Source organism: Candidatus Bathyarchaeia archaeon (assembly GCA_041447175.1).
GTDB lineage: Archaea > Thermoproteota > Bathyarchaeia > Bathyarchaeales > Bathycorpusculaceae > JADGNF01.
Genome location: CP166960.1, coordinates 917,666 through 933,528, shown reverse-complemented (window position 1 = coordinate 933,528; position 15,863 = coordinate 917,666). Strand labels below are relative to the sequence as shown.

The 15,863-nt window shown below is 42.9% G+C and carries 13 protein-coding genes and 1 tRNA gene; 8 read left to right on the top strand and 6 right to left on the bottom strand.

All coding sequences use genetic code 11. The features are described 5' to 3' along the window. The first annotated feature begins 191 nt into the window (after positions 1-191). A complete protein-coding gene (radA, locus tag ACBZ72_04940; GenBank protein XES78221.1) occupies positions 192-1,220 on the top strand; it encodes a DNA repair and recombination protein RadA in 1,029 nt (342 codons plus the stop codon). 2 nt (positions 1,221-1,222) lie between these two features. Then, complete coding sequence (locus ACBZ72_04935) at positions 1,223-1,723, top strand: hypothetical protein (protein XES78220.1); 501 nt, start codon at positions 1,223-1,225, stop codon at positions 1,721-1,723. A 5-nt stretch (positions 1,724-1,728) separates the two neighbouring features. On the opposite strand, the gene ACBZ72_04930 is transcribed toward ACBZ72_04935, so the two are convergent. Both ACBZ72_04930 and ACBZ72_04925 read right to left on the bottom strand, forming a co-directional pair. Beyond that, positions 1,729-2,061, bottom strand: coding sequence for a hypothetical protein (locus ACBZ72_04930; protein ID XES78219.1), 333 nt, complete (start codon positions 2,059-2,061; stop codon positions 1,729-1,731). A 408-nt stretch (positions 2,062-2,469) separates the two neighbouring features. Next, complete coding sequence (locus tag ACBZ72_04925) at positions 2,470-2,769, bottom strand: hypothetical protein (protein ID XES78218.1); 300 nt, start codon at positions 2,767-2,769, stop codon at positions 2,470-2,472. Positions 2,770-3,121: 352 nt separating this feature from the next. Here ACBZ72_04925 and ACBZ72_04920 point away from each other — a divergent pair, with 352 nt between their 5' ends. The 3 genes from ACBZ72_04920 to ACBZ72_04910 all read left to right on the top strand — a co-directional run bounded on the left by ACBZ72_04920 (position 3,122) and on the right by ACBZ72_04910 (position 5,007). Further along, positions 3,122-3,319 (top strand): hypothetical protein, encoded by a 198-nt coding sequence (locus tag ACBZ72_04920; GenBank protein ID XES78217.1) that lies wholly within the window; start codon positions 3,122-3,124, stop codon positions 3,317-3,319. A gap of 206 nt (positions 3,320-3,525) precedes the next feature. After that, on the top strand, positions 3,526-4,704 hold the full coding sequence (gene dnaG / locus ACBZ72_04915) for a DNA primase DnaG (GenBank protein XES78216.1): 1,179 nt from the start codon (positions 3,526-3,528) through the stop codon (positions 4,702-4,704). A gap of 165 nt (positions 4,705-4,869) precedes the next feature. Next, the gene (locus ACBZ72_04910) at positions 4,870-5,007 is read left to right on the top strand and encodes a hypothetical protein (GenBank protein ID XES78215.1); all 138 of its coding nucleotides are present in this window, start codon (positions 4,870-4,872) and stop codon (positions 5,005-5,007) included. A gap of 57 nt (positions 5,008-5,064) precedes the next feature. On the opposite strand, the gene ACBZ72_04905 is transcribed toward ACBZ72_04910, so the two are convergent. Then, positions 5,065-5,649 carry a hypothetical protein gene (locus tag ACBZ72_04905; GenBank protein XES78214.1) on the bottom strand — a complete coding sequence of 195 codons (585 nt, stop codon included), beginning with the start codon at positions 5,647-5,649 and terminating at the stop codon, positions 5,065-5,067. A gap of 205 nt (positions 5,650-5,854) precedes the next feature. Next, positions 5,855-5,989 carry a hypothetical protein gene (locus ACBZ72_04900; GenBank protein XES78213.1) on the bottom strand — a complete coding sequence of 45 codons (135 nt, stop codon included), beginning with the start codon at positions 5,987-5,989 and terminating at the stop codon, positions 5,855-5,857. 233 nt (positions 5,990-6,222) lie between these two features. On the opposite strand from ACBZ72_04900, the gene ACBZ72_04895 reads away from it, so the two are divergent. Further along, positions 6,223-6,300: transfer RNA gene (locus tag ACBZ72_04895), tRNA-Ala, on the top strand. A 160-nt stretch (positions 6,301-6,460) separates the two neighbouring features. On the opposite strand, the gene ACBZ72_04890 is transcribed toward ACBZ72_04895, so the two are convergent. Continuing rightward, entirely contained in the window at positions 6,461-7,870 is a 1,410-nt protein-coding gene (locus tag ACBZ72_04890; GenBank protein ID XES78212.1) for a nitrous oxide reductase family maturation protein NosD, read from the bottom strand. 84 nt (positions 7,871-7,954) lie between these two features. Further along, positions 7,955-9,604, bottom strand: coding sequence for a nitrous oxide reductase family maturation protein NosD (locus tag ACBZ72_04885; protein ID XES78211.1), 1,650 nt, complete (start codon positions 9,602-9,604; stop codon positions 7,955-7,957). Between the two features lie 88 nt (positions 9,605-9,692). On the opposite strand from ACBZ72_04885, the gene ACBZ72_04880 reads away from it, so the two are divergent. Together ACBZ72_04880 and ACBZ72_04875 are read left to right on the top strand one after the other, a co-directional pair. Continuing rightward, on the top strand, positions 9,693-10,136 hold the full coding sequence (locus ACBZ72_04880; protein ID XES78210.1) for a hypothetical protein: 444 nt from the start codon (positions 9,693-9,695) through the stop codon (positions 10,134-10,136). Positions 10,137-10,282: 146 nt separating this feature from the next. Next, complete coding sequence (locus ACBZ72_04875) at positions 10,283-15,559, top strand: PKD domain-containing protein (protein ID XES78209.1); 5,277 nt, start codon at positions 10,283-10,285, stop codon at positions 15,557-15,559. Positions 15,560-15,863 lie beyond the last annotated feature (304 nt).

Here is a 15,863-nt window from a genome sequence, read left to right as displayed (position 1 = left end):
AGGTTTGCAGCCCCACTGAACGTTTAACGGTTCACCTATACATCTGAACCAACTTATATCTTGGCATAACAAAAACGAAATTCACTTCAACCAATCTCCCTCCCCGACCAAAAAAGTACCCTCATTCAACTATCTTAAATATCCCCAAACACATGTTCCAGATAGTCTACAACACAAACCGTGAGAACCGCATGTCACAAGACCCAAAAGACAAAACCGTTGAAGCTGAAGAAAAAAAGAAACCAAAATACGAATTCATTGAAGACCTTCCAGGAGTAGGACCAGCAACATCCCAAAAACTCCGAGACATAGGCTACCACACCGTGGAATCCCTAGCAATGGCAACCGCCAAAGAACTAGAACCTGTAGGGGTCAGCGAAAAAAAAGCCTTCCAAATCATCGATGCAGCCCGCTCAGCCATAGGCATAAACTTCATACGTGCAGACGAACTCTACAAAATGCGCAAAGACGTCCAACGCTTAACTTCAGGCAGTAAAGCCCTCGACAAAATGATAAATGGTGGATTAGAAACCCAAACCATAACCGAATTCTACGGAGAATACGGCAGCGGCAAAAGCCAATTCTGCCATCAACTATGTGTAAACGTACAATTACCTCCAGAACAAGGCGGTCTTGACGGAGCAGCACTCTACGTGGATACTGAGAACACTTTCAGGCTTGAACGCATTTTGCAAATGGCAAAACACTTAGGCTTAGACCCTGAAGAAGCCGTCAAAAAAATCATTTATGCCGAAGCATTCACTTCTGACCACCAGATGTTCCTGCTAGAAAACGCAGACGAAATCATAAAAGCCAACAACGTCAAACTCCTAATTGTTGACTCACTGACCGCACATTTCCGAAGCGAATACATCGGACGGGAAATGCTAGCTTCAAGACAACAAAAACTCAACAAGCACATGCATAAACTAATCTCACTGGCAAGAGCATTCAACGCTGTTGCAGTTGTCACAAATCAGGTTATGGCTAAACCTGACCAATTCTTTGGTGACGCAACCCACCCAATTGGCGGACACATAGTGGGACACACAAGCCACACCCGCATCTACCTGCGACGTGCATCACACGGTCCAGTACGCATCGCCCGACTGGTTTCCAGCCCCTACTTGCCTGAAGGCGAGGAAATCCTTAAAGTAACCGAAAACGGTATAGAAGATGTCACTGAAGAGGAAAAAGCAGCCAAAACACGTGGTCGTTAAACATGCCTGTTCCACAAGCATTAGTCTCCCGATATTTCCAACTTATCGCCTCAAGACAATTCACCGAAGCAGAACGTGAATTAGAGCGACTTAAACAGCGAATGACAAAAACTGAATGGAACAGAGGCTACTTTAGAGCCTTATACGGTGTACTTTTGTCGAGAAGAAACAATGATAACTACTCATTTCTTACAAAACTTGATTTTACCGATAAAGCTGCGCTACATGGTTATCGTCGCGAATTTTTAGAGCATACACGAAACGGGCTTCACGGCGATTTTGACCGTGGCTTCTTTTCGGCTTGGGCAGATTTTATGCGTGTTCTTGCCCGCATAGAAACGCCTAATTCCCCCTCTCCAAACCAGGAAGATGACGCTGAAACTGAAAACGCCGAATCTGCACAGATTGAAACCCTGAAAAGCGATAAGAGTCAAGCTACGATTGCTAATTTTCTTAAAAAGAAAAATGGTCAAGTTGAGGTTAACCCAGAAACAAAAGAATAGTTGACCTATAATGGGCCAATTATTGCTGTTAAGGTCAGAACCCACACGATGAGCCACGTAAAGAAGTAAATGAATATACCCATACTCATGATTTTTGATTGCTTCTCCACTTGTGACGTAAATTTCGCTTTAAGGACATAGTAGCTTAACAAGTAAACCAGTAAAGCTATGGTAATTCCATTAAGTAACGTGTTAACAGATCCCATCATTTCCAGTAACGAAACGTTTGTACTAAACGATTGGAACAGAAGAATTGCGCCTGTGCTTACTAATCCTGCGACACCGCCTAACAGGACTCTTATCCAGTAAATCTTTGCGAGCACGTCCACGTTTTTCATCCTCTTTTAACTCACTTTAAATCTACATAAAATCCTGTCAACTTAATAAACTGTTACGGTTTAGAACCAAACAAACGCAATATTTTCCAAAAATTCAACACCAAAGAACGGAGGATGCACAAACGGCACGATTGAAGGCTTGCTGAGACCCTGACGTTTGGAGAGAGAGAACGAATGAAAATCCATTACTGTGAGAGTAGGATTTTATCCGTCAAGGCCTTTTCAGCCCTCCAACCATGCCGTTTGTTTCTATGGTCGGTTTGTGATGTTCATCGAAGAATACACATGGGGTTTATTAACTTATTTTCCAAATTGTCCCCAAATTCCCGTGAAAAAGGAAAAAATGAATGCAAAAATCACGTTTAAGCACTCTACCGTCCGTACGAGAAAAAAATTAGCTAAAGTTGGTTAAGTGCCTGAGTTTTTGCGGATTTGAAAAACACGCATGTGACCTTGCTCCCGTTTACTAAGCACACCCAGCGAATAAAGTTCATTAAGATTTTTGCTTTCAAAAGCTCTTGAGCGTCCAGTTACCATGCTGACTTGGCTTGCCGTTGCAGAATTAAGGTTTGACAACGCATTTAATGTGGGTAGAAATCGGCTTGAAACGTTAACCTTAACTTGAGGCATGTTGCTTACTTTGGCGTCTATTACATCCAACTTTTTGAAAACTTTTTCAAAAGCAGTTATAATTTCATAGTTTCTCATTTCTCTCAACTCTGGACTGGAGTCACATAAAAATTCTGTCTCGAGGTGACGGTTACTTTTTGATAAAATATCGTCTTTTTGGGTAGATAAAATTAAGTGACTGGCTCGGGACTACAACACAAGTCATGTGATTAGACTTGTGCGTTTTTTGTGTTTTCTTTCCTTGTATTCACCCTTTTTTCCGACTTTTTTCTTTAGATGTTTGTGCATGCGAATTTTTGTTTGGTTCTGTGCAGTGTTCTGAACGACGAGTAACTGAGCCTTCAGCGCCGAACAGGCTTCGCTAAAAGCCGCCATTACAAAGCCAACTTATAAAACATGCTGTAACAGTTAAGCTTTGAGTTGAACACGTGTGGTTACAAAAGGTCATCGCCGGTTAGGTCGAACAATTAGAAAGCTTGAAAACAGCGTTGAACTCAGCAGTAAAGAAACTCGTGCCAAAGAAGATGCACAGAGATATATTAAACACCTGATGGATGCAGGTGAAGCCGATGATTCGCCGGTGGAAAATCTCCAAAAACTTGCGTTACGTAAAAAGACCAATCGATAGAGGCTTCTGCAAGTTAACGATACGTTTAATTCAGAATTAGTTGGTGATGATTGTCGTCGTTTTTTACCACAAGTGTTATTAAACGCTTACACATATTTGGAAGGTGTAACTCAAATAACAGTTAACAGTTAGCATAGAACACCAAACGTCTGGTTGTTCATGCAGTCAAACCTAACCTAAACATCACATAAAGGAGGCTAACAATCATGGGCACATCCCAAACGTTCACTATAAAGTATGTTATACACGCTAGATTTGAAATTGATGGAGTAGTTGAAAAACCCGACGTAATCGGCGCAGTTTTTGGACAAACCGAAGGCTTATTTGGTCCTGAACTGGACCTTCGTGAACTGCAAAAAACCGGGCGCATCGGAAGAATCGAAATCGAACTACACAGCAAAAACGACCGCACCTCAGGAAACATCACAATACCCACAAGCTTAGACCGCGTAAGCACTGCCCTCATAGCGGCAAGTGTAGAAAGCATTAACCGCGTGGGTCCATGCAGTGCAAAAGTTTTTCTTGACAAAATCGAAGACATCCGCGAAGCCAGACGAAAAGTCATAATCGACCGAGCTAAAGAAATCCTCCACAAGTGGAACATCGAATCGATGCCAAGCGTTGACGAAGTCTACAAAGAAATCACTGAAACCATGAAGACAGGTAAAGTTGAGAAGTTTGGAGCTGAAGACCTTCCTGCAGGGCCAACTCTGGAAATATCTAAAGAAATTTTTGTCGTTGAAGGTCGCGCAGACATAATTAATCTTATGCGCTGCGGCATTACTAACACGGTAGCGTTGGAAGGTGCCAAGGTTCCTGAATCAATCAAGCGGTTAACTAAGGAGAAAGAGGCGACGGCACTTTTAGATGGTGACCGCGGTGGTGACCTGATTCTTAAAGAATTGCTGCAAGTAACTAGCATAAAATATGTTGGTCGTGCTCCTCGTGGTAAAGAGATTGAAGAATGCAGCTGTAAAGAAATCGCCGACGCCATCGAAGGCAAGGTTTCCGTAGCTGAGTTGTTTAAACCCAAAAAAGTCGAACGCCCCGAAAAGGCACCTGAACGTGTTGAAAAACCAAAGGTCACATTCCCTGAACAGGTAGTTCAGACTGCCAAGGAACTGGTAGGCTCGCTTGAAGCGGTTCTCATGAACGACAAACTTGAACAAATTGAGCGGCTCCCCGTCAGCCAACTAGCTGAACGTCTGCAGCAGGTTTCAGGCATTGACACCTTAGTTTTTGACGGCATAATAACCCAACGCATCGTTGACATTGCCAGCGAAAAAAACATCAAACGCATCGTAGCCTCACGAGTCTCCGAAGCAGTGAAACCCGCTTTGAACGTGGAATTAAACACTTTTCAAGAAGCCATCCCCCCAAGCTAACAACAATTTTTCCATTTTTAACCTCAACCTTTCTGTTTTCTACTTTCACCTAAAACAGCCCAGATTAGATTTACACTTCTGCAAAACTTCCACACGCTTTCATCTAGCGACGCCCAAAAACACATTCACTGCAACTCAAGTAATTACGCAAGAAGGGTGAGGTCATTGTGTGTTGGCTACCAAGAGCCATCCGTTATCGAGGAGAAAGGAGAAGGCTTCGAGAACGGAAAACTGTACTCTGGCTATGGTGCGCCTTCAACCTCAATCACCCTTCATGCTACATCTCAAGACTTAAGAGACTGAATTATAAAAGGATTGTGTATTCAGAATTAGGGTGGAAGTTTCGTGAAATTGTGTGTGTTATTTGGTGAGTATTTCGCCTTCTAAGACTTGGTTTTCGGTGACGTTTAGTTCTTTGCTTAGGTACATTTTTAGGAGGTTTGCGATTGTTGGGGTTTGTCCGTTGTAGTTGATGATTTGGTTGTTTTTTATTGCGTTGGCTTCGAATGTTTGGGTGTCTTCTTTGATTGTGAATGAGATTGTTTGTGCATTGAGTGATATTGCTTGGAAGTCTTCCCATTTTTTGCATCGGAAAAGTAAGGGTATGTTTGGGTTCCATCTGGGTGTTGAGGTTTCAGATTTGGGTACTTGCGGAGTTTGGGTTATTTGTGTACTTAGGGTTTGAGGAGTCCCTGATGCTGTTGTCTGTGTTGGTTGGTTGGATAAGGATTTTACCAGTGTACAAACTTCGTTTTGCAGGTTGGTTATTTTGTCTTCGATTTTTCTGACTTTGTCGTTAATTTCCCCCGATTCGCCAAGTTGACCCGCCACAGTGCCAAGTTCACATACCAGTTTGTCTAAGTCTTTTTCGTGTTCTTTAAGAACGTTAACGATGAAGTCCAAGGCTTCTAATGCTTCATCTTTGGATGGTGGTTTCTCCGACATTTGCTCTGAATCCTCACGTTGCTATAATTGCAGTGTAGAGCTAATAAGGCTAACGAATCCCAAAAATGAATCCTAGTACAAATGTAAGGGTATTAATTGTTAATCCTAATTCTAACTACGTAAGCTCATATATTCCTTGCTAAGAAAACAAATCACGCTCTGAGAGATAAACAGTTGTCCGTACAAAAAACTACACACACAAAAACTAAAAACTGGCAACGCCCTTTTTCTCGCTAAAATCATACCAGAGCCAAAGTGCATCCACAACTTTTTCGCCATACCCACAATCAGTCAACATATTTTTGAAATCCAGCTTCGCTTTTACAGCCAAATCACTCACGTGCCCAGCCACTTTGCTAAAAGCAACAAACATAAACCTTTTGTATCCTCAATCAAGTAGGCGTACTCGAAGAACAGTTGCTCACAACAACTCAAGCCCTCATAGATATAGAAAACTCTGGGTTTGTGGGAAAAACGTGTTTGCTTTGCTTTGAAAGCCCAACAGTACAGGGCTAAAATAAAGAAACGCTTATAGGGTAAAGCTGTGGTTAAGGTTCAGAAACATCCTCAATTGGGCGAGTAGATCAGCCTGGCATGATCGCCACGTTGGCATCGTGGAGGCCGCGGGTTCAAATCCCGCCTCGTCCACCAACAAACTTCCAAAATATGCTTAATTTAATCTCTTTTTTACTATTCGAATGTTTTTCTTCGAGATTTATTTTTGCGTTTTAGGGATTTTGCTTTTGCGTTTATACCGTCCGCTTTTTAAAGTTTAGTTTAGCCAAGCACTTTTTGGACCTTTTTGCCCGTTTTAGGCGTCGGTTTTTCTTCTCCTGAAGACCACTGCTAAGGCTGTCCCTAATGCAATTATTATGACCGTAACTGTGGCTATCAAGAGCATGTTGGCTTGCAATCCTGTATTTTTGCCTGTTGAAGGTTCTGAGTCGAGTTGTGTTGGTTGCTGTGTGGGGGTTGATGGTGAAGGTTGGAGTGTTTGTGTTGTGGTTGGGGCTAGAGTGGGGGTGATTGTTGTGGTTGGGTTTGTTGTTGGTGTTGAGGTGTTTGGAGGCAAAGTCGGTGTGGGTGTCGGAAAAGGCGGTGTTGGCGGCGAGGTGTTTGCCCATTCTGGCAGTTCTGCGATTACACTGTCTATGTTATATGGTGCCATAAGTGGGTAGTTGTCTTGATTGTTAGCGTCAATTGTGTATGGAAAATCGCCTATCCCGTCGTTGTTGCTGTCTGTACCGTTATAATCGCTCCAAAAGTTACCCTCAACACCATTATCCCAAAAGTTAGGTCCACGTACGCCGATCCAGCCCCCAACTTGTGTACTGCCGACAAAGTTATTATCGTAAAAAATATTATTTGCTGCATCTTCTACGTTGCTTCCAACGTTTACAGCGTATGTCAAGTAGTTCGCATAGAAAGTATTGTTATAGCCAACAAGACCAAAACCAGACCCTTCGATTCTGTTTGAATAGACAGTGTTAGATGTTCCGTCTATTGAGATGCCGCCATGAGTTAGGCTATTTTTGGCAACTACGTTTCTGTTGCCGTATACGTGTATACTGCCCGCATCTACTATGGTGTTGTTACATACTACGTTTAAGGAGCTTTCGTGTTCTATGGTAATTGCATAGTTGTTTGGTCCAGTAATTCTGTTTGAAGCAATTGTGTTGTAGTATCCATTGCATTTGATGCCATAACCACTGAGGCCACCGTTAGCGTTATTTTCTATGATGTTTTGTGTGATGGTTATGTTTGAGCCTTTGAGGTTTATGCAGCCATATGGTGCTGTTATGAGGTTGTCGGTTATTTGTGTCTGGCTGCCTGTTCCTGAGATGCCGTTGCCGCCGTTGGTGAGGGTGAAGCCTGAGATTTTGATGTTATCGGCGGCAATTTTGATTGGTGCGCTGTTTTCTGGTAGAAGTTGGGTGGGAAGTACGAGCACTTGAGGGTCTATGTCCTCTATTATGGTGGTATTGGGGGCTTCGCCTATAAGCGATAACGTTTTGTTTATCTCAATTGAGTGTTCTTGATAGGTTCCTTTCCTAACGAAAATTGTGGCGCCGTCTGTGGCGTTGCCGATTGCATCTGCTATGGTGAGGAAATCGTCTGGGACAACACTTGTTTTAGATTTTGCTTGGGCAGGCTGGAGTGTTATTGTATTTGAAGCGGTCAGGCTGATGATAACAAAGATAACCGCAATGTGCTTATTCATCCTTTGTCACAGATGGTAAAATGCAATCTCCTTTTTAGCTCTCCTTGGGGAACGTTTTGTTCTTGTAGAGGAACAGTTGGTCTCTTATTTGCTGTTGTGCTGTTTTCTGAGCATGAGTGTTGCTGCGATGATTACTATGGTCACAGCTACCACGGCGGCTGCGGCTGTCCAGTACGCGTCTGTTGACCTGCTAGAATTGTTGCTTGTTGGTGGAACTGAGTTTGAAGGCGAAGGTTGTTCTGTTAGGGGTGGTGAGGGTGTTTGTGCACTTGTTGATGTTGGTGTGGGGTTTGGGGTTTGGGTTGTTTTAGGTGTTGGAGAGGGGCTTGGGGGTTGGGTTGGAGGTGGGCTTGGTGAAGGCGAAAATGAAGGGATTTGGTGGGGGGTAACAGTTGCCCATTCAGGTAACTCTATGGTTATGCTTTCGGTGTCAAAGGGTTCCATAAGCGGATAACGGTCAGAAACGTTGTTAGGGTTTACTACCGTTGGATCCTGAAGTTGGGCTTCAGGAAAACTGCTGATTAGTATCCTATACGGTTTATTTACTGGGTATGATACATCACCTATGCCGTCACCGTTGGCGTCTGTGCCGTTATAGTCGCTCCAGTAATTACCTTCTTTGCCATTATCCCAAGAATTGGTGCCTTGCCAACTCCAATCAGTAGCTTCAGATGCGCTATTGTTTACAAAGTTATTGTTGTAAAAGGTGTTGTTATCAGCATTCCGCCCCTGCCATCTCTCTCTGTCAGATTCATTATAGAGTATGCCGGATGATTGATTCCATGCAATCATGCCGCCGATTTCCTTGTTGTCTGCAATATGATTTGCATAAACAGTGTTATTTCTACCTGAAGCGATTATGATGCCATAGCGCTGGTTATCGGTTATTGTGTTTGCACATACAATGTTGTTACTCAAAAAATCATTTATAGCCCATGGTCCTATTTCGATTCCCAGATTATTTTGGTTTAAGACGTTTTTGTAGATTATATTACTAACGCCAGTGATTTCAATTCCAATGTCTCCATCTACAACAGTATTGTTATAAGCTACATTCAAATTGCCCTGTAAGTTAATACCTGCCCTCGACCCGTATAAGATGTTGTCTGCGATGATATTGTATTGTCCATAAGGGCCAACGGTGCAACTTGTTGAATTAAAAATGTTTTGCATGATAACTTGATATGAGCCGCTATCAAAGATGCCCACATTTGCAGCATTTATAATATTATCTATAATTTGAGTGCCTTTGCCGCTTGCACTGATGCCTATATCATAGCCGCCATCGGTGTCTAGTCCTTCTATGATATTGGCGACTATTTTTGTTTCGTTACCTTCTGTGGTGATGCCAGTTGATGCGTTGGTTATGGTGAAACCTGAGATTTTTACATCGTTTGCTTTAACATCTACAGCGGTGGTTATTCCAAATGGCATACGATAACCACCTAGCCACTCAACCATGGCGTGGGAGTCTATGTTATTTATAATTGTGTCTTCAGCGTTTTCGCCAATTAGTGTGAGTGTCTTGTTTATAACCAGTGTCTGCTCGGCGTATATTCCGCTTTTAACGAAAATTGTGTCTTCCTTGGTGCAGTTGCCTATGGCGTCGGTTATGGTTGGGTAGTCGTCGGGTACGATGATGGTTTGGGAACTTGCTTTTGTGGGTCCAACTGTAACAGTGAGTAAGCTGATGAGGCTTGTGAGGATAAAGATAACTGCTAGGCGCTTGTTCAAGCTTAGTCCCTTAATATACAGTGTGGGTAGGCTCCTTTTTAACTCTCCCTGAAGAACAGCCTGTTCCTCCAAAAGAACAGCGTTGTTGATGGCAAAATTTAAAAGCAAATCGGAAAACAAAGGGTACTCAGGGAGCAAAATCCAAAGCTTGCTGCTTTTGGATTTTGAGGAAAAGAGGGGAAACAAGGTTATGATTAGGCAGTCTAAGCGAAACTTTACAATAGTTTTTCTCTCGCTAATTTTGATTTTGGGCGCATATGCCACATTAACTCCTAACGTACATGCAAAAAGCATTACAACTCAACAACAAGAAGGCTTAGCAATATCAAATGAGGTGGTGGGTCTTGACCTCACAAAATACCAGTCAGCCCAAAAGAGCGAGTATCAAGATTTTTACTTAGAACTTCTTCCTCAGGAGAACGTGCGCTATGCTCTTGAGTCTAACGGAAGCAAGCTGGACATAGTTCATACGTTCGTAAACGGGAACCTGCAAAAGATAAACGTGCTTGAGAATGAAGGCTCCCACACCTAACTAAAACAGCCGCTACCGTCCTTGAAACTGCTCAAGACTTCCTTAGCAATTACCAAACCTATTCTAGAAATGTGCTTTACGGAAAACTGGAATCAGCACTCACTACGGTTGATCCTAACAAGAATTCAACGGCAGCATCTGGAAACATGAAGCTTGAAGTAACCTCTAAAGAGAATTCGACAACTTTCAGTTGGACCTACTCATATAATGGAATAGAAGCGCCAGATAAGTGCGTAGTCTTGCGTTACGAGAATGGTTTCCTAAAATGCTTCATTGACAACTGGAACCTCTACAGAATCGGTAGCACAAGCGTAAACCTTTCAGAGGAAGAAGCAATAGACACAGCGATGGCAAGCGCGAAAACTTATTCGTGGATAGCACCATCAAGCAATAACACTTCGAAAGCATCGGGCAATAGCACGTTTGTAGTTACGAAGTTTAATGTAACAAACGCGATGATGATTGAAACAATTTTTGCTCCTTCGCTTTATGTTGATAAAGCGCATAGCCAAGACCTTTTTGAACTTTTTCCGTTGCGGCATGTTTGGGTTAGTTTAGATAAGTTTTACCCTGGCAACGTGTACGGCATGAACGTTTACCTTTGGGCTGATACAAAAGATGTCTGCTATATTCACGAACGGGTTTCCACTTCGGATCCGCCAGCTGATTTAGTTGCCGCTATTGAAGATTGCACAGTTGTCCTCTCCAATGGTCAAGCTTTTACGGTTGACGCGAAGGTAAACTCGGTATCGGATACTTGGATCGCGGTTCCAGTTTTTGCCGCTGTTACGCTTTGTGCTGGTCTGCTCTGGTTAAGATGGAAAAAGAAACATTTTCGGTCTAATACTCTACTAAAACCTCGCTGGTTCAAAGTTAGCGGGGTGTTGTTTTGTGTTCTTATGTTGTCAATGCTCTTAATTCCGATCTCAACAGTTGACGCCACTCCCTTGCAGGGGCGCTCCACCGTTTGGGGATCCGAAAGTATGGGCGCATACAATTATACCATTAAGTCAAGTATGCGCAAAACAAATCCAGAAGTTTCACAGCAGCAAGCCACTGCTCAATACATTAATAATTTATTCGCCAGTAACGGATACAGCGCCAGTGACTTTCAGGGTAACAAGGGCTCATATAAAGACGATATTTTGTACCAGATTTCCTATAATGAACAAAACTATCCTCGTGTTGCAGTAGTTGATTTTGACCATGGCGTTGGTGCAAGTAATTATCAGCTTGCTCCAAACGAATTTCACTATTTTTTTGAGGACAATGTAGGCTTAGATTATTACTTAGACGAAAACAACTGGACACATGCAATGGAACTAAGTGACTATTATGGTACTCATATGCTTTATGATATGGATATAGCCAGCCAGACTACCTTAACCAACACCTTCTTTGCTTTTATCAATGCATGTATGTCAGCTAACACAGATCACGGTAACGGCCCAAATTCTACTTCTGGTAATGTTCAGGGAATGCCATATGCGTGGACTCACAAAATGGTGGGCGCAAATACTACAACCCCTCTCACGGGTTATATGAGTGGCGACGGGTACAATTGTTCAGATAATGGTGCTTTTTGCTACATAGGCTTTGACTGGGGATCAGCGGCTCTAAACCAAACAATAGGGATATGGAATGAGACTACCGCAGTTTGGCCGCCTTATCATTTGTGGCTTGAGAAGTTCTTTTTTTATGCCTTGACGGCTGACTATACGGTAAATGAGGCGTTAGACCGTGCGTCGCAGGACTACTTTGCGGGCTGTACTAGTTTTGATGAAACGCCGCTTTATGGAGGGTTTACAGCAATCTGGCCGATGTACCGTTTTAATTCAGACAGTGGTGAGTATGAATGGATGACCCGTTTCGGCTATGAAATAGGGGAAGGCTGGCTGAGGGTTTATGGTAATGGTGACATTAAGTTGTATCAGCCTATGTTGATGTTGGATGCTCGGGATAACTATGGGAACCTTATGTCACCAGTTTTTAGTATAAACAGTACCGACTTTAAGGAAATAGGTAAGGATCCTAGGTTGATTTCTGGGAGCTACAGTGTTGGTGTCAATGCAACTTTGTATAATTGCACTTTTAGTCATTTCCGCTACAATGGAACAGATTACTACACCAACCCGGTAAACATAGAGATAAACTCAGATCAAACGATAGTAGCGTATTATACAGCTCCTCCTCCTCCTCCGCCTAACCCGCCAACTGCACTTTCTCTTGACGGTCCAACGTCCTCATTAATCATGGGCTACTATTATGATTTCACTGCGCAGGCAATAGACCCTGACGGTGATAACATTTACTACATTTTTGATTGGGGAGACGGCACAGAACATACTACAATAGGCCCAAATGCAAGTGGGACGCAGGTCACAGCGTCACATTTCTGGGAATCCACAGGGCAATTTAACGTCAAAGTTCGCGCCCAAGATACGGGAGGGGCATCAAGCGAATGGTCTATGCCTCATTCGGTGGCGATTTATGAGCCTCCACCACCCCAAATTTACTACTACCTGCTAACGTTGGAGGCAGAAGACAGCGTAGGCAGTCCAGTAACCGCGAATGTCTATATCGATGGACAGCTACGAGGAACAACAGGACAAAGCTTTAACGTATCCTCCGAATACCACTCACTTGAGGTAAGCGTCCCAAACGGCTATGCCTTTCACTATTCCACTTATCGGAGCTACACTCTTTACACTAACCCCTGCACTACAATATTTAGTCAGGATACAACAGTAACAGTACACTACGCATGGTCCGACCCTAAAGCAAGCACAATAACTTCAACTTCTGTTACGGGTGCACCTTTTCCGACAGAACGTAAAAGTTTCTATGCGAACGGACGCTTCTGGTCTTTCTTTGTTGAACCAGGCGAATATTATGAATACTATTACATGGCTTACAAAACGTCCACGGACGGAATCACATGGAGTCTATCAACTCACGTAACCACGTGTGGGTCCAACACATATTTTTCTATCTACTTCGACGGATTTTATGTTCACTACGTGAACACATGGAATGACTGGATGAATTACCGACGAGGAACGCCCAATGCGAACGGAACTATAACTTGGTCAAACGAATACAGAGTATTAAGTCAAGGTTACAGTGCGCCCGCCACTATTTGTGTCGACTCAAATGGTTACCCATTCATAGGATATAACGGGTATAATCCAAGCTATGTCCCTATGGTCATAAAGTCTTCTACCAATGATGGTACATGGTCTACAGCATCAGGTTTTCCATATACCCCAACATCATGGGGCAGTAGTGCACCTTGGAGCGTTTCAATAGTTCCCTTGGCCACGAATAAAGTATATCTCCTTTACAATGGGGTCGGTATTGGTCTAGGGCGATTATGGAATGGCTCTTCATGGGGAAACGAAGAAAACCTGCCAGTCGCATATTGCGATTCGATTGTCAGCCAAAACGATGTTGTCCACATAACCTATGATGCCATAATAGACTATGACGAATGGGGCAACCCCATCTGTGCGTTGTATCACGCGAAACGCACTTCGAGCTGGGGCTCACCCCAAATAGTGCAGCGCTCAGACGTTCGTGCCATAACAAGTTTATGCATTGAATCGTCAACAAACAACCTGTGCTTTTTTTGGGCTCCACGGTCTGGCTCAGGAGCCAACCATATTTATTGCAAGACATGTATCAATGGAACGTGGTCCTCAACTATGGATTGGATACGTGACTCCCTTCAAAATTCTGTTATAGCTAGTTTCGCCAGAAGTTACGAAAACAAAACTGGCGTCATATGGACGACGCCGTACCCAAATCCTGAACTAAGATTTGCATACATGAATACCTCCGATACACCGACTTTTCACTCACTACAGGTACTTGCATACGACAACGTTGGAGGCTCCGTACCCGCGAATGTGTACATAGACAGCCAATTGGTCGGAACTACAGGAAACAGCTTCAACATTTTACCAGGTGACCACACAATACAAGTAACTATCCCAAACGGCCTAGTTTTCCAGAACTACACATATAATGGCTGTACGAACAGCAATAATCCCGCGTGGATACCTGTTTATTCAAACATGACCGTTACCGCTAACTATGCCTATTCCCATTATATTGTGCAAATTCCAGCAGCTGACGATTTTGGAAGCGCTGTTACAGCTAATGTCACTATAGATGGGCAGCCTTGTGGAACCACAGGTGGTACATTCAATATGTCTTTAGGCGTTCACACGATTCAAGTTAGTATTCCAAGCGGTTATTCATTCCGAAGTTATACCTACACTAATGAAACTTTCTACGATAATCCCATAACGTTATCCATATTTTCAAACATGACCCTCACTGCTAATTATCTCCGAATAAACGCACCTTCTGTTGTAGACACAACAAGTGATGGTTACGCTACAGTTTACCCTTCACAACGTAAAACCTTTTTTGCTAATGGTCGTTTTTGGGTTTTCTATAGTAAAAGCGCCTGTTTGACCTATAAAACATCCACTGATGGAACCAATTGGAGCGCTGAAACACAAATAGCTCAATGCGGAACTGGAGACCATTTAGCGATTCATTTTGACGGGACATATGTGCATTACGCATATGCTTGGAATGGCTTGTTTTACAGGCGGGGACTGCCAAACGCAAACGGGACAATAACGTGGTCTTCCTATAATCCGCGAGTAGTTCAATTTGTCGGCGGCACTCCGACTATAGCTGTGGATTCAGATGGGTACCCTTTTATAAGCTACTATACTGGTGCGAGTTATAGTGTCATAAAGTCAGCCTTAAATAATGGAACTTGGTCAACTGCGACTGGTTTTCCATACAGTATAACCTCAAGCACTGGCGTGACTTTAGTTCCCTTATCATCTGGCAAAATCTACGTTCTCTACGTTTCTGGTACAAGTCTTTTTGGGCAGCTTTGGAACGGCTCCTCTTGGGGAAATCCAGAGACAATTACAAACAGCATTAGTTCAGCCCAGTTTTCAGTTGTAACTAAAGGAGATGTTATTCATATAGTTTATAGATCAGCTACTTACTTAGGAGACAATGAATTGAGCGAACCTCTCTATAGAATAACGATAAAATATGTTAATCGAACTGCTATTTGGAGTTTCCCTCAAGATGTTTATAGTTGGATAAAAATTTATTATTACTGCTCATTAGAGCCAACTTTAACTGTGGATACTTCTTCAGGTGATTTGTACTGTTTCTGGTCTTCAGTTCCTACGGAAAATCACATATTTTACAAGAAGTGTGTGAGTGGGACTTGGGACGCTCTTGTTACAGACTGGATAACCGATACGTTGCGATATGATTTTGTTGTGTCCAGTTTCTACAGGACTGGCGGGGGCAGAATAGGCGTGATATGGCTAACAGAATACCCCGAGCAAAATATTAAATTCTCCTATCTGACGGTACCCTGATTTTTAAAGGGTACTAAAAATAAAATTTGAGATGTTAGTGAGATGTGATGCTTTTTCTCGCTTTTAACTGCTCTTTGTTTAGCATCAAATACGCATTATATCGCGAGATTAACACAAACCTATCAATTGTGTAACGACGGTTTAAACGACGGCTTTAAGCTAGCCTCGTCCACCAAACAATACGCCTCGTATTCATTGAGTTCCAATTTTTATGGTTTTTCTTGGGCTTCTTCTGGTGTGGTAGGTAGGCTACGTTTTGACAGACCTCTACCCCTCTATAGGTTCTGCATTCAATTGCTAATAG

Coding starts and splice junctions, on each gene's coding strand:
- radA (XES78221.1), top strand. CDS start 192: ATGTCACAAGACCCAAAAGACAAAACCGTTGAAGCTGAAGAAAAAAAG.
- ACBZ72_04935 (XES78220.1), top strand. CDS start 1,223: ATGCCTGTTCCACAAGCATTAGTCTCCCGATATTTCCAACTTATCGCC.
- ACBZ72_04930 (XES78219.1), bottom strand. CDS start 2,061: ATGAAAAACGTGGACGTGCTCGCAAAGATTTACTGGATAAGAGTCCTG.
- ACBZ72_04925 (XES78218.1), bottom strand. CDS start 2,769: ATGAGAAACTATGAAATTATAACTGCTTTTGAAAAAGTTTTCAAAAAG.
- dnaG (XES78216.1), top strand. CDS start 3,526: ATGGGCACATCCCAAACGTTCACTATAAAGTATGTTATACACGCTAGA.
- ACBZ72_04905 (XES78214.1), bottom strand. CDS start 5,649: ATGTCGGAGAAACCACCATCCAAAGATGAAGCATTAGAAGCCTTGGAC.
- ACBZ72_04890 (XES78212.1), bottom strand. CDS start 7,870: ATGAATAAGCACATTGCGGTTATCTTTGTTATCATCAGCCTGACCGCT.
- ACBZ72_04880 (XES78210.1), top strand. CDS start 9,693: ATGGCAAAATTTAAAAGCAAATCGGAAAACAAAGGGTACTCAGGGAGC.
- ACBZ72_04875 (XES78209.1), top strand. CDS start 10,283: ATGAAGCTTGAAGTAACCTCTAAAGAGAATTCGACAACTTTCAGTTGG.